Here is a 16,642-nt window from a genome sequence, read left to right on the forward strand (position 1 = left end):
GATGGGGAATTTCACGATTTATCCAGCAATTGATATGCGGGGCGGAAAATGCGTCCGGCTCATACAAGGCGACTACAATCAGGAAACAATCTATGGTGATTCTCCGTTCGATATGGCGAAAAACTTTGCTGACCAAGGAGCCGAATGGATTCATATGGTTGATTTGGATGGTGCTAAAGAAGGAAGCAGAATCAATGATTCCTATGTTATCAAAGCGGCCAAGGAGCTATCTGCAAAAATCCAAATTGGCGGAGGAATTCGTACAGAAGAAGATATTACGCACTATCTTGAAAATGGAATTGAGCGTGTTATTCTCGGCAGTGCGGCTGTGTCAAATCCCTCTTTTACGAAAGATATGATCCGTCAATTCGGCCATCGTATTGCGATTGGCATTGATGCCAAAGACGGGATGGTTGCTACTCATGGCTGGCTGCAGACGTCTGAAACAAAGGCCATTGAACTTGGGAAAGCACTTGCCGATGCTGGAGCTGAAACGTTTATTGTCACTGATATTGCCACTGATGGGATGCTGGCAGGTCCGAATATTGAAGGTGTAAGAGCCATGGCTGAAGCTACAGGAAAAGATGTCATTGCTTCAGGCGGGATTAGTACGCTTGCTGATATCAGTGCCTTAACGGAATATCACAGCAGTGGGATTACAGGTGTTATAGTCGGAAAAGCCCTTTACACGAATCGATTTACTGTTCGTGAAGCACTGGAAAAGGGGCGGATTTAAATGCTTACGAAACGAATTATACCCTGTCTTGACGTTAAGGAAGGGCGAGTGGTAAAAGGTGTCCAATTTGTTTCGTTACGCGATGCAGGTGACCCAGTGGAACTTGCTGCCTTTTATGACCGGGAAGGTGCAGACGAATTGGTCTTTCTAGATATCTCAGCTTCCCATGAGGGCCGTGAAACCATGGTTGATGTGGTGAAAGAGGTAGCAGGAAGTCTTGCCATCCCTTTTACAGTAGGGGGAGGCATTAATACGCTTGAAGATATGAAACGGTTGCTGAGGGCTGGTGCCGATAAAGTATCGTTAAATACAGCTGCAGTCTTACGGCCAGAGTTAATCACTGAAGGAGCCGATTATTTTGGTTCACAGTGTATCGTCATTGCCATCGACGCCCGTTATGATCCAGATATTAACACGTGGAGAGTATACACACATGGAGGACGGAAGCCAACTGAACGTACTGCCATTGAATGGGCAGTTGAAGCGGTCAGTCGTGGAGCTGGTGAAATCCTATTAACGAGCATGGATTGTGATGGTGAGAAAAGCGGATTTCATATTGAATTGACACAAGCCATATCAGAGGCGGTATCCGTACCGGTTATTGCATCCGGCGGGGCAGGAAACGCTGAACATTTTCAAGAGGTATTTGAAGAGGGGAAAGCAGATGCAGCACTTGCCGCTTCAATTTTTCACTATAAAGAGACATCAGTAAAAGAAGTAAAAACGTTTCTAAAAAAACAGGGAGTGGTTGTACGATGAATATAGAAAAAATTGCTTTTGACGAAAAAGGGTTAGTACCAGCAATTATTCAGGATACTAATACAGGCGAGGTTTTAACACTTGCCTATATGAATCAAGAGTCGCTTAAGCTTTCCATTGAAAAAGGAGAAACTTGGTTCTTTAGCCGTTCTCGGAACGAGCTTTGGCATAAAGGAGAAACAAGCGGCAATACACAGAAAATTAAACAGATTAATTACGACTGTGACCAAGATGCCTTAGTGGTGAAGGTTATACCTGAAGGACCAGCTTGTCACACAGGGACAACAAGCTGCTTCTCTGAGACATTATTTGAAGCGGAGGGATCCTCTTCTAAAACGCCGGCATCCTTCTTGTTTGATCTTGAATCAGTAGTTGCTGAAAGAAAATCAACGATGCCTGAGGGATCATATACCACCTATTTATTTAATGAAGGGGTAGATAAAATCCTCAAAAAGGTTGGAGAGGAAGCTTCTGAGGTCATCATAGCAGCGAAAAATCGCAATCATGAAGAACTTAGTCTGGAATCGGCTGATTTACTCTATCACCTAATTGTGTTATTCCAAGAGCAGGAGCTGCCGTTACAAGCAGTCTTAGATGTCTTGAAGGAAAGACACGCGAAAAAAGATTAATACATGAATAAAAGGAGTCCGCTATGGCGGACTCCTTTTTTGTGATTATAGTTTCATCGTTACACCAGATTGTTGAAGTTTTTTTGCTCTTTTTTTATTTGATCCTCTAGCAAAACTCCATTGCACTTTGAAAAATAATACATTCAAAATGACGGTTAATATGATGGAACCAAGTAAATCATACACAACATGTTGTTTTACAAATAATGTTGACATTATAATTATAGCGCCTATGATATGAATGAGTGACTTTTGGAAGAAATTAGTTTTTTTGATTTGTAAGAAGGCAAGCATGACGATACTTGTTGTCAGGACATGAATGCTTGGAAAGCAATTAACAGGCTCATCATTTCTAAATATCAAAGCTGTTAACGTTGTGAAAATAGAATCCCCTTCTAGTGCGGGTCTAGGAACCGTTGTCTGGTAAAAATAATAAATAATAAAACAAATAACTTCTCCTGCAGCAATCATAAGCAGGGTTTTCCAATAAACAATTCGGTCCATAAACCAAAAAAAGAAGATGGCAAGGAACAAATAGGCGTACCAAGCAATGTATGGAATAATAAATACGGTTAAAAATGGAATGTAAGAATCTATCGGGGTTGAAAGTTCAATTGCTTCAGAGTTTCTTAGATTTAACCAACCATAAAATATTCCAAGAACCGGAAAAATCGCGAAGCCTAATAAATCAATTATTTTCCCCCTGTTTTTTGTTGCCATATACTTCTCCTTTAGATATTGATCTACTGTGGAATAAACAGCTTTCTACAGATTTTCATTCTGTTAATTATAGTACGTTAAAACCAGATTTTCGAAGAAAATAATTTTTCCAATTAAAAACATTCTCCTAACTAATGGCTATTTAACTGTATCATAGGTACTAGCAATCGATAAAGAAAAATGTCTGAAAGCTGTTGATTTTTACTAAATAAGCGCATGAATCGAACACTTGGGATAATACGCAAAACCTATAGATTATGATATACTACTATAGCTAATCAACTTGTAGATGGAGGATTTCATGAGTAAAGACTCTAAATTGGCTCAAACAGCCAAAATATTGACCTTTCACCCAACTGGAGAATATTATTTCGCCAAGGGTTTAAAAGCATATAATAAACGTGAATTATATAAAGCAAAAAAGTATCTAGAACGTGCCATGGAGCTAGAACCAGAGGAGCCGGTTATTGTTTGCCAGCTGGCAATAACATGTACTGAAATTGGTGATTATGGCTATTCAAATAATCTACTGGAAAATATTCTTAACATTCTAGATCCATATATGACAGAATGCCATTATTTTTTAGCTAATAACTATGCCCACCAGGGTATGTTTAAAGAAGCCTTTCTTCATGCGAGTACGTATCTTGAAAAGGAAGAAGACGGAGAGTTTAGTGAAGATGCAGAAGACCTGCTTGATCTAATCACTTTGGAATCAGATGAGACAGAAGAAAGCCTTACCCTTCAGGATGGGCTTATTGGCAAACAAGAACAAGCTCGGGAATATTTGGAGTCAGGTAATTTTCTTAAAGCTGTGGATGTTTTAAAGGAAACCATTAATGAATATGAAGATTACTGGTCAGCTTATAATAATCTAGCACTCGCTTATTTTTATTTAGGACGAGTGGAAGAGGCTTATAATACATTAGAAGAAGTTATGACCAAAAGTCCAGGTAATTTGCATGCCCTTTGTAACCTGCTTGTTTTCGATTACTATCAGCAAAAAAACGAAGAAGTGGATAAACTAGTGAACACCTTAGAGAAGGTACGTCCTATTTTAATTGATCATCGTTTTAAGCTGGGTTCGACCTTTGCGTTAATTGGGAGACATGCACTTGCCTATAAATGGTTAAGACAGCTGCAAAAAGAAGGCTATGAAGGCGACGGGAACTTTTATTACTGGCTCGCAGCATCAGGTTATGAGCTGGGATATGAGGACAGAGCGGAACAGGATTGGAAAAGAGTTGTGAAACTTGACCCGGATAAAGCGGGGCATGAACCATGGTTAGAAGTAAATGCAGCGGTTAATGGATTTGAGCATCACCTTCCGTCGATTCTTAAACGTTTAGAAAGTGAATTTAAAGAAGAGCGTTTATTTGCGATATTCTTAATCAAGAATTCTATTAAAAAACAAAGTCTCACTAAACACAAATTGTTTACGGATAATTCTCGTTTTTCTAAAATAGAAAAATCGTATCGATCACTGATTCTCAAGAATAATGAAAATCGTGCAGAAGATGCAGTAGATTTCGCTGATCAAACTGCGAATGTATTATATCAACACTTTAATCCGATTCAATTTAAAGAAGCTGGTTTGTTTTTAATGTGGTTCGCAGTCTTTATTGAAGCGGTGAAAGAAGAACAAAAACTGACTAACCCAACAGGCTGGGCCGCAGCATGTGAATATATCTGGCATAAGCATGGGAATGTAAAACAAAGTCAAACAGAAATCGCTGAAAAGTATTCTATCTCGACAGCTACACTTTCTAAATACATCAAATTAGTTCAGGCGCTTATCATTTGAGCAGATATTTGGACGGAAAATTATTTGTTATATAGGATATGAGTATTAGGAAAAACTACAGCTAAGACAATTTTCTTTCACTGACATATAGAACGAAGGAGTGAACCACATGACAGAAGAAAAAATATATGACGTACTCATTATTGGAGCAGGACCTGCTGGGATGACAGCAGCTGTTTATACCTCGAGGGCTAACCTTTCGACTTTAATGGTGGAACGTGGTATTCCAGGCGGACAGATGGCTAACACAGAAGAAGTTGAAAACTATCCAGGGTTTGGTCATATTCTTGGACCTGAACTTTCAACCAAAATGTTTGACCATGCAAAAAAATTCGGTGCAGAGTATGCATACGGAGATGTTAAAGAAATTATTGATGGTAAGGAATATAAAACGGTGGTTGCTGGCTCGAAAGAATATAAAGCACGTGCCGTTATTATTTCTTCCGGAGCTGAATATAAGAAAATCGGCGTACCTGGCGAACAAGAATTGGGCGGACGTGGTGTCTCGTATTGTGCAGTATGTGACGGTGCCTTCTTTAAGGAGAAGGAACTATTCGTCATTGGAGGCGGAGATTCAGCGGTTGAAGAAGGCGTGTATTTAACTCGCTTTGCATCTAAGGTAACGATTGTCCATCGTCGTGAAGAACTCCGTGCTCAGAAAATTCTTCAAGATCGTGCGTTTGCTAACGAAAAAATTGATTTTATTTGGAATCATACGCTTAAGCAAATTAATGAGAAGGATGGAAAAGTCGGCAGCGTGACCCTTGTTTCTACAATTGATGGTAAAGAAGTAGAGCGTAAAGCAGACGGAGTATTCATCTATATTGGGATGAATCCTTTAACTAAGCCTTTCTTAAATCTAGGTATTACTAACGCAATGGGATACATTGAAACCAATGAGCGTATGGAAACAAAGGTAGACGGTATTTTTGCAGCAGGCGATATCCGTGAAAAATCTCTCCGTCAAATTGTAACAGCTACTGGAGACGGAAGTATTGCTGCTCAAAGCGCACAGCATTTTGTTGAGGAATTAGCGGAGAGTATGAAATTAAAAGCCTGAATCGCTTACGAAGACACTAAACATTAATATTTCGTAATCGTGTCTTAACTCAAGCGTAATGGTAGTGCAATATAAATTGTTTATAGTTAAGGTAGAAATTGACCCCCTTTTATAAAATATTATTTTTGCCGACACAGATGTTCCCCATCTGTGTCTTTTTTTGTCGGGATACTTCAATTGAAAACGAGAAAAATCAGCAGAGGAGAGGTTGGAGGAAATTCCTAGTCGTTGTTCATTGTGGGTGTCTTTTAAAAATAGTATAATAAAGGAATCTAAAAATAATTTTTGAGGGCAGCGCCCAATTTGAATAAACGATTAGTTTTGAGGCATTTACAATTGAGGTGAAGAATGTGCAGCGTGTGACCAATTGTGTACTAGTAAAAGATAATCAGCTGCTTTTATTAAAAAAGCCAAGACGCGGCTGGTGGGTAGCACCTGGCGGAAAAATGGAGCAAGGCGAGTCTGTCAGAGATGCTTGTATCCGAGAATATCGTGAAGAAACAGGCGTATATTTAAGAAACCCATCACTTAAAGGAATTTTTACTTTCATCATGAAAGAAGAAGATAAGGTATTATCTGAATGGATGATGTTTACTTTTTTCGCAACAGAATCTGATGGAGTCAACGTTGAGGTTTGTGAAGAGGGCGAACTTGCCTGGCATTCAACCGAAGAAATAAAGAATCTAGAAATGGCTGAAGGAGATTCACATATCCTGGATTACATGATTCATGGTACTGGGATTATCTATGGAACCTTCACATATACACCTGAATTCAAGCTTTTGTCCTATCGACTTGATCCAGGTTAAGAAAAGATAAAGAGATAGACACAAGGGGGTGCGGAGTATGGCAAATGGGGATACAAATGAAACGCAATTAGTCGTGATTACAGGAATGTCTGGAGCAGGGAAAACAGTAGCCATCCAAAGCTTCGAAGATTTAGGTTTTTTTTGTGTAGATAATTTACCGCCAACATTACTGCCTAAATTTCTAGAGCTAATGAAAGATTCTGGAAATAAAATGAATAAAGTCGCGCTCGTAATGGATTTACGCGGCCGTGAATTTTTTGATTATCTATTTACAGCACTGGATGATTTAGCTGCTGCTCCATGGATAACACCTCAGATTCTCTTTCTAGATGCAGATGACTCAGCACTTGTTCGCCGATACAAGGAAACAAGAAGAACTCATCCACTTGCTCCATCTGGATTACCACTTGAGGGCATTCAAATTGAACGAAGCATCTTAGATGAACTAAAGGGCAGAGCTCAGACTATTTATAATACGTCTAAGGTAAGCCCGCGAGAACTTCGTGAAAAAATTCTTACCGAATTTTCAGCGGATAAGAAGCCAATTTTCACACTCAATGTAACGTCATTTGGCTTTAAACATGGTTTGCCGATTGATGCCGATTTAGTTTTCGATGTAAGATTCCTGCCAAATCCCTACTATATTGAACATATGCGTACGAAGACTGGTTTGGAAGATGAGGTTTCAAGCTATGTTTTAAAATGGAATGAGACACAGAAATTCTTAGAAAAACTGCTGGATTTACTTAATTTTATGCTGCCCCATTACAAACGCGAAGGAAAGTCTCAACTTGTCATTGCTATTGGATGTACGGGAGGACAGCATCGTTCGGTTGCATTAACAGAATACATTGCGGATTATTATAAAGATGATTATGAAACTCAGGTCTCACATCGTGATATCAAGTTAAAGGCTGGCAAGGTGAATAAAGATGACGAATAATCAACCACAAGTAGTGGTTATTGGCGGAGGTACAGGACTTCCTGTTCTGCTCCGGGGACTAAAAAGTTATCCAGTAGACATTACGGCAATAGTAACGGTTGCAGACGATGGTGGAAGTTCAGGTAGACTCCGCAACGAGTTGGATATTCCTGCACCGGGCGATATTCGAAATGTACTTGCTGCTTTATCAGATGTGGAACCGCTTGTTGAACAGATGTTTCAGCATCGATTTGCCAGTACTAATGAATTGTCCGGCCATTCCCTCGGGAACCTTCTGTTAGCTGCCATGACCTCTATTACCGGTGATTTTGTCCATGCGATTCAAGAAATGAGCAAAGTGTTGAATGTCCGAGGCAAGGTTCTTCCATCAGCGAACCAGAGTGTTGTTCTTCATGCAGAAATGGAGGACGGTTCAATTGTTTCTGGTGAATCAAAGATTCCGACTTCTGAAGAGAAGATTAAACGTGTCTTTTTAACACCAGAAAAAATTAAGCCGCTTAGAGAAACGATTCAAGCAATAAGACAGGCGGATTTAATAGTCATTGGCCCGGGAAGTTTATATACAAGTATTCTTCCAAACCTGCTGGTACCTGGAATTGGTGAAGAGGTCTGCAAATCAAAGGCAAAAAAAGTATATATCTGCAATTTAATGACTCAAGCTGGTGAAACACTTGATTACACGGCAAGTGACCATGTAAAAGCCATTTACAATCATATGGACTGTGATGCGATTGATAGTATTTTAGTCAATAATCAGGATATACCGATTGAGGTACAGAACTTGTATAAAGAAGAATCAGCTAAGCCTGTCTTCTTTGACGTTGACGAACTCATCGATCTAAACCTGGAAATTGTACAAGGTGAAATCTTTAACTATGAGGAAAGTGCCATTCGCCATGATACAAAAAAAGTGGCTGGGTTACTTTATGGTATACTGCTTCAAGAAAGAAAAAGAAAGATTAAAAAATAACGAAATCATATGTCTTGATACGGCTCTACTAGTGCAGTCGTCCATGCTTAATAGAATTCGGGCTGGAGGTGTAAATCCATGTCTTTTGCTTCTGAAACAAAAAAGGAATTGACAACACTGGAAGGAAAAGATTGCTGTGACAAAGCGGAATTGTGTGCATTAATCAGGATGAATGGTTCGATTTCTCTTTCAAATCGTAAGCTGGTTATTGATATACAAACTGAAAATGCGGCCATAGCTAGAAGGATTTATAGCTTATTGAAAAAAAGCTATGTTGTACAGATGGAGCTCCTCGTTCGTAAAAAGATGAAGCTCAAAAAGAACAATGTTTATATTGTCCGAATCTCTTCAAACGGCCAAGAAATCCTAACTGATTTGCAAATTATTGGAGAAGGCTTTGAAATTCTTCATGGTGTATCACCAAAGCTAATTACAAAAAAATGTTGTAAACGAGCGTATTTACGAGGTGCTTTCCTCGCAGGCGGTTCTGTCAATAATCCAGAAACGTCATCCTATCATCTCGAAATATCGTCATTATATAAAGAACACAATGATACTCTTTGTGAGTTAATGAATAAATTTGACTTAAAAGCTAAAACACTGGAACGGAAGAAAGGCTTTATTGTCTATTTAAAAGAGGCTGAAAAGATATCTGATTTCCTAACGATTGTGGGCGGACATTCAGCCTTATTACGTTTCGAGGATGTTAGGATTCTGCGTGATATGAGAAATTCAGTAAATCGTTTAGTCAATTGTGAAACGGCAAATTTAAATAAGACCATCGGTGCTTCTCTGCGTCAGGTTGAAAATATCCGCTATATTGAAAAGGAAGCTGGTCTCAATATTTTACCGGATAAGCTTCGTGAAATTGCCGAGCTTAGAGTGGCCTATCAAGATATTACGCTTAAAGAGCTGGGGGAAATGGTGTCCGGCGGAAATATAAGCAAATCGGGTATTAACCATCGATTAAGAAAGATAGATGAGATCGCTGATAAGTTACGAGGCGGAGAAGGACTCGCAAGCCAAAAAGCATAACAAAAATAGATAGGATGGGATTAGATGGTTGTGAAACAAGTAGAAGTTCTTCTGAAATCAGGTCTGCAAGCTAGACCAGCAGCGTTATTTGTCCAAGAAGCAACACGCTTTAACTCTGATGTATTTCTTGAAAAAGACGGAAAAAGAGTCAACGCTAAAAGCATAATGGGGTTAATGAGCCTGGCTGTCAGCTCAGGAGCTACCATCTCTCTAATCGCAGACGGCAAAGACGAAGAAGAAGCAATCTCTACTCTAAAAGCGTTTATTGAACAAGAAGGATGATAGTTGACCACCATCTCTTACTGAAAGAGGATGGTGGTTTTTTTATATAGATACGAAAATTGGGCTGATCAGCCAGCAACAGATTTTTGGCAGCTATCCAGGCAGAAAAGCTCTAGGGAAGAATAAATCGAAGTTCGGGCAGAATAATTGGCTGAACGGGCAGAATAAATTGAAGTTCGGGCAGAATGATTGGCGGGTAGGGAAGAATATGTGGGTTAAAGATGACGAAAACCAGTAAAAAGAGCTTTTAAGCTTAGGGTTTTAAGAAAAGGAGTCTACCCAAAGCACACAAAAAAGAGTCAGCAATAAAAAAGAATGGCTGAACCGAAGAATTGTACCCATAAATAAAAAAAGCACCGATATGTAGCTATCGGCGCTCTTAGGTAACTTATTTATCTAACTTTTTTTCAACGTCTTCTGAGATGCTTCGAGTGATGACTTGGTCAATCAAACCATATTCTACTGCTCTTTCAGCTGTCATGAAATTATCACGCTCGGTGTCTTTTTGAATGATTTCCATTGGTTGACCCGTACGTTCTGAAAGAATTTGATTTAGTTTATCACGCAAGTGAAGGATACGACGAGCCGCAATTTCAATCTCAGTTGCTTGACCTTGTGCTCCGCCAAGTGGTTGATGAATCATTACTTCACTATTCGGAAGTGCAAAGCGCTTGCCTTTTTCACCCGCTGCGAGTAAGAAAGCACCCATTGATGCTGCCATACCGATACATACTGTTGATACATTTGGTTTAATATATTGCATTGTATCGTAGATCGCCATACCGGAAGTGATACTGCCGCCAGGGCTGTTGATGTATAAAGTAATGTCTTTCTCAGGGTTTTCTGCTTCAAGGAATAGAAGCTGAGCAACAATTGAGTTAGAAACATTATCATCAATTGCACTTCCAAGCATAATGATACGATCTTTTAATAGGCGTGAATAAATATCGTAGGCACGCTCCCCGCGACTTGTTTGTTCAATAACTGTAGGAATTAAATTCATGCTTTCTTCCTCCTTGGTTTTAACGAGTAATTTAGGTTCCTGGCAAGGAAATCCTTTATGTATGTATGATACACTTTTTGGTCAATATAGGTCAAACAAAACAGCCTTTATTTTCCCTATATTGTTCGACAATAACCTTACTAGCTATTCCTGTATTTCTATGTAGAAAAAATAGCCGTTTAACGGATATGAATTCCTTTATACATAATACCCATGTCTGGATTATTTAAAACGTGCTTTCCTCTTGCAAACTTACCTGTTCTAGCATATAATTAATCTCGTTGTTGAATTTATAAAGCCCTCGTAGTGCAACGGATAGCACGCAAGCCTCCGAAGCTTGAAATGCAGGTTCGATTCCTGCCGAGGGCATCAGTTTCATTATGCTGTTGCATAATGGCATACATAGTGAAAGCCTCTTTCCAAATGGAAGGGGCTTTTTCTTATTTTTCTGATGTTCCTTAACTTTAAATTGTCATTTTTTAGTTCTATCGTATTTCTATATAAAAGAAAAAAAGTAAGAATAAAAATGAAAAATATTGTAAAATCAGCTCAAGGGGAAAACGATGACTTAAAATGATGTGGAGGGTCTTCTTTTTGTATTATAATGATCGTCGTCTGCATATAAAATAGAAATAACCTTGTTAACCGGAGTTAGTTATCATAAAAACGTAAGCGTTTTCAATGATATTGCTATTCTGTTTTCTTTTGTTGTTGCAAAATTGAGGGAATGGAGGTCATAATGAATGGATATGAAAATGGGGCTTTTTCAACAGCAAACCTTAAAGTTAACAATGACTCAGGAATTGAGCCAAGCCATTACGCTTTTGCAATATTCGGCTCAAGAGCTGCAGGAATTCTTAGACAATAAGCTGCTGGAAAATCCACTACTGTCTCTCGAACATCCATCTCAAGTCACATATGAACCAATGTTTCGACAAAATAAGAAGCGCACTACACAGGCAAGAAACAAAGATGCAGCATATTGGTTAGAACAAATTGGCGAAGAAACTACTTCTATTGAAACAGACTTGTTGTCTCAACTAAAAGTCCATGAGCTGACAAAGCAGCAGGAGTCGATTTTACTGCAATTAATTCATAATCTGGATGGCAACGGGTACTTACGTATCGATATTGAAGAAGTAGCGGAAACGAATGGTATCTCTTCATTGGAAGTGGAGGAGTGCCTTAAGGAGTTACAACAACTTGAGCCCTATGGAATTGCCGCGAGGAATTTGCAGGAATGTCTCCTCATACAGGCTAGGCTCGATGGATCTAATGAATTGGCCGAAATGATACTCGAACATCATTTTTTCCCTTTTGTCGAAAAGAAGTGGAAAGGGATAGCGAAACACCTTGGTGTTTCAATGCAGCAAATTCAAGGTGTTTTCGATTATGTACAGGAGTTAAATCCTCGGCCGGGAGCACACTATAGCTTAGATCGTCCTGCTTATATCGTACCTGACGTGGTTGTGGAAAACCGTGGGGGAAGATTAGTTGTTGGTGATTATGATGGGAATTCGCCAAGGCTTAATGCAGATAAAACCTATCTAAAGAAGCTGAAAGAATCAAAAGATCAGAATTTGAATCGATATTGGCAGGAAAAATGGCAGGAGTATCAATGGTTATCGAAGGGAATTCAGCACAGGAAGGAAACGATACTCAACGTGATGGGTAAGATTGCTGAAAAGCAAACGCAATGTTTCTTAACTGGAATGAACGAACTAAAGCCCATGACAATGAAGGAAATTGCAGATGAACTTGGTATTCACGAATCCACAGTAAGCAGGGCAGTAAAGGAAAAATATGTTCAGACGCCCTTTGGCACATTTGAAATGAGAGAGTTTTTCTCATCCTCTCTTCAATCAACCATGGATGAAGAAATATCAGGGAAGAATGCAAGAAGTGCACTTGAAAAGATGATTAGTAAAGAGGATAAACAAAAGCCGCTTTCGGATCAGGAGTTATCAGCGCGGTTACGAGCTGAACAAGGAATCGTTCTGTCCCGTCGAACTGTAGCAAAGTATCGGGACCAGTTAGGTTTACCTTCCTCATCAAAACGTAAAAGATATGAATGAAAAGGATGAAACAATCATGGAAAAACCAAATTTAGTTTTATACACTAGAGAAAAATGTCCGCTTTGTGACACCGCAAAGGGGATTTTAGAGGACTTTTCAAAAGAGACGGGAATGCGTTATCAAGAAATTGATATCTACTCTGATGACCAACTAACCGAGGAATACGGACTGATGATCCCTGTACTTACATGGAAGAGTGAAGTTATCCAATACGGAAGAATTGAAAAAGCAGCTCTTTATTCTTTTGTTGAAAATTAATGAGGTTTAAAGTTGAATAAAAAGAAGTTTCCTGTTACTATATGAGTGTAGCAGGAATATTTTTTTGCAGTATGTGGGACACTAAATGTCTACGCGGGACTTAAATAGTCCAGCGGGTATATTTAAGGGGTTTTATAAAATGGATTCAATTATAGAGGTACAAAGAAAATTATTACCCGATTTGCTTTCCATTATGCAAAAACGTTATCACATCCTGCGTACAATTAAATTTATGCAGCCAGTAGGAAGACGTAGTCTGGCAACAGGTATGAGTCTTACGGAACGAACACTTCGCAGCGAAATTGATTTCTTAAAAGATCAAAATTTGGTGGAAGTGTACAGCTCAGGTATAAAGCTTTCAAATGAAGGAATGGAAGTTCTGGAAAATTTGGAAGGAATAATGCGTGAGATAACGGGTATAAACGTAATTGAAAAGCAATTAAGTAAAAAGTTAGGCTTAACAGAGGTCATTATTGTTCCAGGAGACTGTGATCAGTCACCTTGGGTAAAAAGTGAACTTGGAAAAGCTTGTGCAGTACGTATGAAACGGCAATGGAAAGAGAAACATATCATTGCGGTAACTGGTGGATCGACGATGGCAGAAGTTGCCGGCGAACTTATACCTGGGATGCAATCTGAAAAAGTACTGTTCGTTCCTGCAAGAGGCGGGCTTGGTGAAGAAGTTCATAACCAAGCAAATACGATTGTAGCGAAAATGGCAGAAAAAGCAGAAGCGGCCTACAAGGTCTTGTATATTCCAGATCAAGTGAGCGGTGAAGCTTATCTTTCATTTATGAAGGAACCCATGATTAAAGATGTTATTTCTTTAATTAAATCAGCTGGTATGGTGATTCATGGGATTGGTGATGCACTCGCAATGGCAAACCGAAGAAAAACATCCGCTGAAGTCATGAACGTGTTGAACGAGGGCAAAGCTGTTGGCGAAGCCTTTGGTTACTACTTCAATGAATATGGTGATGTCGTTCACAAAGTGAAGACGGTTGGCATTCAGCTTGAAGATCTTGATTCAACTAAAACAGTTATAGCTGTTGCAGGAGGCAAATCAAAAGCAAAAGCCATACGCTCTTATATGAAGAAAGCTCCTTCATCAACGATATTAATAACAGATGAAGCAGCAGCGATTGAGGTAATAAAGGGATGATTTTTTTCCCTTTTATATAATATATATGCTCTTAATTTAAAGGAGGAATTTTTCACATGGCAATTAAAGTTGGTATTAATGGATTTGGACGTATCGGACGTAACGTACTTCGTGCAGCATTAAAAAACCCTGGTGTAGAAGTTATTGCAATCAACGACTTAACTGATGCTAATATGCTTGCTCATCTTTTACAATATGACACAATTCACGGTACACTACCTGAAACAGTTTCAGTTGATGGTGAATACCTAGTAGTAGACGGACACAAAATCAAAGTATTAGCAGAACGTGATCCAGCACAATTAGGCTGGGGCGAGATTGGCGTAGAAGTAGTTGTTGAATCAACTGGACGCTTCACAAAACGCAATGACGCTGCGAAACATCTTGAAGCTGGCGCTAAGAAAGTTATCATTTCTGCTCCAGGTTCTGATGAAGATATTACAATCGTTATGGGTGTTAACGAAGACAAATATGAAGCAGCTAACCACCACGTTATCTCTAATGCTTCATGTACAACTAACTGTCTAGCACCATTTGCTAAAGTGCTTAATGATCAATTCGGAATCGTTCGTGGTATGATGACAACTGTTCACTCATACACAAATGATCAACAAATCCTTGATCTTCCACACAAAGATTACCGTCGTGCTCGTGCAGCAGCAGAAAATATCATTCCTACAACTACTGGTGCAGCTAAAGCAGTAGCTCTAGTATTACCTGAACTTAAAGGTAAATTGAATGGTATGGCTATGCGTGTTCCAACACCAAACGTATCTGTTGTTGACCTTGTAGTTGAATTAGAAAAAAATGCTACAGCTGAAGAAATCAATGCAGCATTCAAAGAAGCTTCTGAAGGAGATCTTAAAGGAATTCTTGCTTACAGCGAACTTCCATTAGTTTCTCGCGATTATAACGGAGCTCCTGCTTCTTCAACTATTGATGCTTTATCAACAATGGTTATTGACGGAAATATGGTTAAAGTTCTTTCTTGGTACGATAACGAAACTGGCTACTCTAGCCGTGTTGTTGACCTTATCGATTATATCGCTAAAAAAGGATTGTAATCAGCTCGTTTTCATCTGAAAGATGAAAACAGTTTATAAATAAAAAAGAAAAAGGGGAGTTGGGATAATTACCCTCTCTCCTTTTGTCTGATAAATACAGTGAAAAACACATTTGTTTAGAGGAGGTCACATTGATGAATAAGAAATCAATTAAGGATTTAAACGTAGCTGGTAAACGTGTGTTTTGTCGGGTAGATTTCAATGTACCCATGCAGGATGGAAAGGTATCTGATGATACAAGAATAAGAGCTGCATTGCCAACTATTCAGTACTTGGTTGAACAAGGAGCAAAGGTTATCCTTGCCAGTCACCTAGGACGTCCAAAAGGTAAAGTTGTTGAAGAACTTCGTTTAACACCAGTTGCTGAACGCTTGAGTGAACTATTGGGTAAAAAGGTAGAAAAGGCAGACGAAGCATTCGGTGACCAAGTAAAATCCCAAATTGACAGCCTGACTGATGGTGATGTCCTTCTTTTAGAAAATGTACGTTTTTACGCTGGAGAAGAAAAAAATGATGCAGAACTTGCTAAATCTTTCGCAGAGCTTGCGGATGTTTATGTAAACGATGCATTTGGTGCAGCACACCGTGCCCACGCTTCTACAGAAGGAATCGCACAATACTTGCCGGCTGTTGCAGGCTTATTAATGGAAAAAGAACTTGAAGTTTTAGGTAAAGCATTATCTAATCCTGAACGTCCGTTTACAGCTATTATTGGCGGAGCAAAGGTAAAAGATAAAATTGGCGTAATTGATAATCTTTTAGAAAAAGTGGATAACCTAATCATCGGCGGCGGTCTTGCGTATACATTTGTTAAAGCTACCGGCCATGAAGTTGGTAAATCACTTTTAGAAGAAGACAAAATTGATTTAGCTAAATCGTTCATTAAAAAGGCAGAAGATAAAGGCGTTAAGCTTTATATGCCAATCGATGTAGTAGTAGCTGATGATTTCTCTCCAACTGCTAATACTAAGGAAGTTGCGATTGATTCCATTCCTTCAGATTGGGAAGCACTTGATATCGGACCAAAAACAAGTGCACTATATGCAGATGTAATCAAAAATTCAAAACTTGTCATTTGGAATGGACCTATGGGCGTTTTCGAATTTGATTTATTTGCAAATGGAACGAAAACGGTAGCTGTTGCGCTGGCAGAATCTACTGATACTTATAGTGTTATTGGCGGCGGCGATTCAGCTGCAGCAGTTGAAAAATTCAATTTAGCTGATAAAATGTCGCATATTTCTACTGGCGGCGGAGCTTCTCTTGAATTTATGGAAGGCAAAGAGCTTCCAGGCGTTGTCGCATTAAACGATAAATAAAACTAATCAAGCT

The 16,642-nt window shown here is 39.1% G+C and carries 17 protein-coding genes and 1 tRNA gene; 16 read left to right on the plus strand and 2 right to left on the minus strand.

What is annotated here, in order from left to right:
• The first annotated feature begins 1 nt into the window (after position 1).
• The 3 genes from hisA to hisIE are packed head-to-tail and all read left to right on the plus strand — an operon-like array spanning position 2 to position 2,124.
• Positions 2 to 736, plus strand: coding sequence for a 1-(5-phosphoribosyl)-5-[(5-phosphoribosylamino)methylideneamino]imidazole-4-carboxamide isomerase (hisA, locus tag WYK_RS17825; RefSeq protein WP_040375905.1), 735 nt, complete (start codon positions 2 to 4; stop codon positions 734 to 736).
• Positions 737 to 1,495: an imidazole glycerol phosphate synthase subunit HisF gene (gene hisF / locus WYK_RS17830; protein ID WP_040375814.1), complete on the plus strand. Its 759-nt coding sequence runs from the start codon at positions 737 to 739 to the stop codon at positions 1,493 to 1,495. It abuts the gene before it with no gap.
• Complete coding sequence (gene hisIE, locus WYK_RS17835) at positions 1,492 to 2,124, plus strand: bifunctional phosphoribosyl-AMP cyclohydrolase/phosphoribosyl-ATP diphosphatase HisIE (RefSeq protein WP_040375815.1); 633 nt, start codon at positions 1,492 to 1,494, stop codon at positions 2,122 to 2,124. The genes hisF and hisIE overlap by 4 nt, the downstream gene beginning before the upstream one ends.
• A 45-nt stretch (positions 2,125 to 2,169) precedes the next feature.
• Here hisIE and WYK_RS17840 read toward each other — a convergent pair whose 3' ends face one another.
• Positions 2,170 to 2,844 (minus strand): phosphatase PAP2 family protein, encoded by a 675-nt coding sequence (locus tag WYK_RS17840; protein WP_051387649.1) that lies wholly within the window; start codon positions 2,842 to 2,844, stop codon positions 2,170 to 2,172.
• Between the two features lie 301 nt (positions 2,845 to 3,145).
• Here WYK_RS17840 and WYK_RS17845 point away from each other — a divergent pair, with 301 nt between their 5' ends.
• From WYK_RS17845 to WYK_RS17875, 7 genes are all read left to right on the plus strand, one after another.
• Complete coding sequence (locus WYK_RS17845) at positions 3,146 to 4,648, plus strand: tetratricopeptide repeat protein (protein WP_040375816.1); 1,503 nt, start codon at positions 3,146 to 3,148, stop codon at positions 4,646 to 4,648.
• A 109-nt stretch (positions 4,649 to 4,757) separates the two neighbouring features.
• A complete protein-coding gene (gene trxB, locus WYK_RS17850) occupies positions 4,758 to 5,708 on the plus strand; it encodes a thioredoxin-disulfide reductase (protein WP_040375817.1) in 951 nt (316 codons plus the stop codon).
• A gap of 350 nt (positions 5,709 to 6,058) precedes the next feature.
• On the plus strand, positions 6,059 to 6,517 hold the full coding sequence (locus WYK_RS17855; RefSeq protein ID WP_040375818.1) for an NUDIX hydrolase: 459 nt from the start codon (positions 6,059 to 6,061) through the stop codon (positions 6,515 to 6,517).
• A 37-nt stretch (positions 6,518 to 6,554) separates the two neighbouring features.
• Positions 6,555 to 7,460, plus strand: a complete 906-nt coding sequence (gene rapZ / locus WYK_RS17860; RefSeq protein ID WP_040375819.1) for an RNase adapter RapZ — start codon at positions 6,555 to 6,557, stop codon at positions 7,458 to 7,460.
• Positions 7,450 to 8,430: a gluconeogenesis factor YvcK family protein gene (locus WYK_RS17865; protein WP_040375820.1), complete on the plus strand. Its 981-nt coding sequence runs from the start codon at positions 7,450 to 7,452 to the stop codon at positions 8,428 to 8,430. The genes rapZ and WYK_RS17865 overlap by 11 nt, the downstream gene beginning before the upstream one ends.
• 78 nt (positions 8,431 to 8,508) lie before the next feature.
• On the plus strand, positions 8,509 to 9,465 hold the full coding sequence (gene whiA / locus WYK_RS17870; protein ID WP_040375821.1) for a DNA-binding protein WhiA: 957 nt from the start codon (positions 8,509 to 8,511) through the stop codon (positions 9,463 to 9,465).
• Positions 9,466 to 9,489: 24 nt separating this feature from the next.
• Positions 9,490 to 9,747 (plus strand): HPr family phosphocarrier protein, encoded by a 258-nt coding sequence (locus tag WYK_RS17875; RefSeq protein WP_040375822.1) that lies wholly within the window; start codon positions 9,490 to 9,492, stop codon positions 9,745 to 9,747.
• A 388-nt stretch (positions 9,748 to 10,135) separates the two neighbouring features.
• Here WYK_RS17875 and clpP read toward each other — a convergent pair whose 3' ends face one another.
• The gene (gene clpP, locus WYK_RS17880; protein ID WP_169732070.1) at positions 10,136 to 10,813 is read right to left on the minus strand and encodes an ATP-dependent Clp endopeptidase proteolytic subunit ClpP; all 678 of its coding nucleotides are present in this window, start codon (positions 10,811 to 10,813) and stop codon (positions 10,136 to 10,138) included.
• A 234-nt stretch (positions 10,814 to 11,047) separates the two neighbouring features.
• Here clpP and WYK_RS17885 point away from each other — a divergent pair.
• The 6 genes from WYK_RS17885 (at position 11,048) to WYK_RS17910 (ending at position 16,629) form a co-directional block, all read left to right on the plus strand.
• Positions 11,048 to 11,119 (plus strand) — tRNA-Arg (locus WYK_RS17885).
• 374 nt (positions 11,120 to 11,493) lie between these two features.
• Positions 11,494 to 12,825 (plus strand): RNA polymerase factor sigma-54, encoded by a 1,332-nt coding sequence (gene rpoN, locus WYK_RS17890; protein WP_040375824.1) that lies wholly within the window; start codon positions 11,494 to 11,496, stop codon positions 12,823 to 12,825.
• A 16-nt stretch (positions 12,826 to 12,841) separates the two neighbouring features.
• Positions 12,842 to 13,084, plus strand: a complete 243-nt coding sequence (locus WYK_RS17895; RefSeq protein ID WP_040375825.1) for a glutaredoxin family protein — start codon at positions 12,842 to 12,844, stop codon at positions 13,082 to 13,084.
• A 139-nt stretch (positions 13,085 to 13,223) separates the two neighbouring features.
• A complete protein-coding gene (locus WYK_RS17900) occupies positions 13,224 to 14,246 on the plus strand; it encodes a sugar-binding transcriptional regulator (RefSeq protein WP_040375826.1) in 1,023 nt (340 codons plus the stop codon).
• Positions 14,247 to 14,302: 56 nt separating this feature from the next.
• Entirely contained in the window at positions 14,303 to 15,310 is a 1,008-nt protein-coding gene (gap, locus tag WYK_RS17905; RefSeq protein WP_040375827.1) for a type I glyceraldehyde-3-phosphate dehydrogenase, read from the plus strand.
• Between the two features lie 134 nt (positions 15,311 to 15,444).
• A complete protein-coding gene (locus tag WYK_RS17910) occupies positions 15,445 to 16,629 on the plus strand; it encodes a phosphoglycerate kinase (protein ID WP_040375828.1) in 1,185 nt (394 codons plus the stop codon).
• Positions 16,630 to 16,642 lie beyond the last annotated feature (13 nt).

This window comes from Peribacillus psychrosaccharolyticus ATCC 23296, assembly GCF_000305495.1.
GTDB lineage: Bacteria > Bacillota > Bacilli > Bacillales > DSM-1321 > Peribacillus > Peribacillus psychrosaccharolyticus.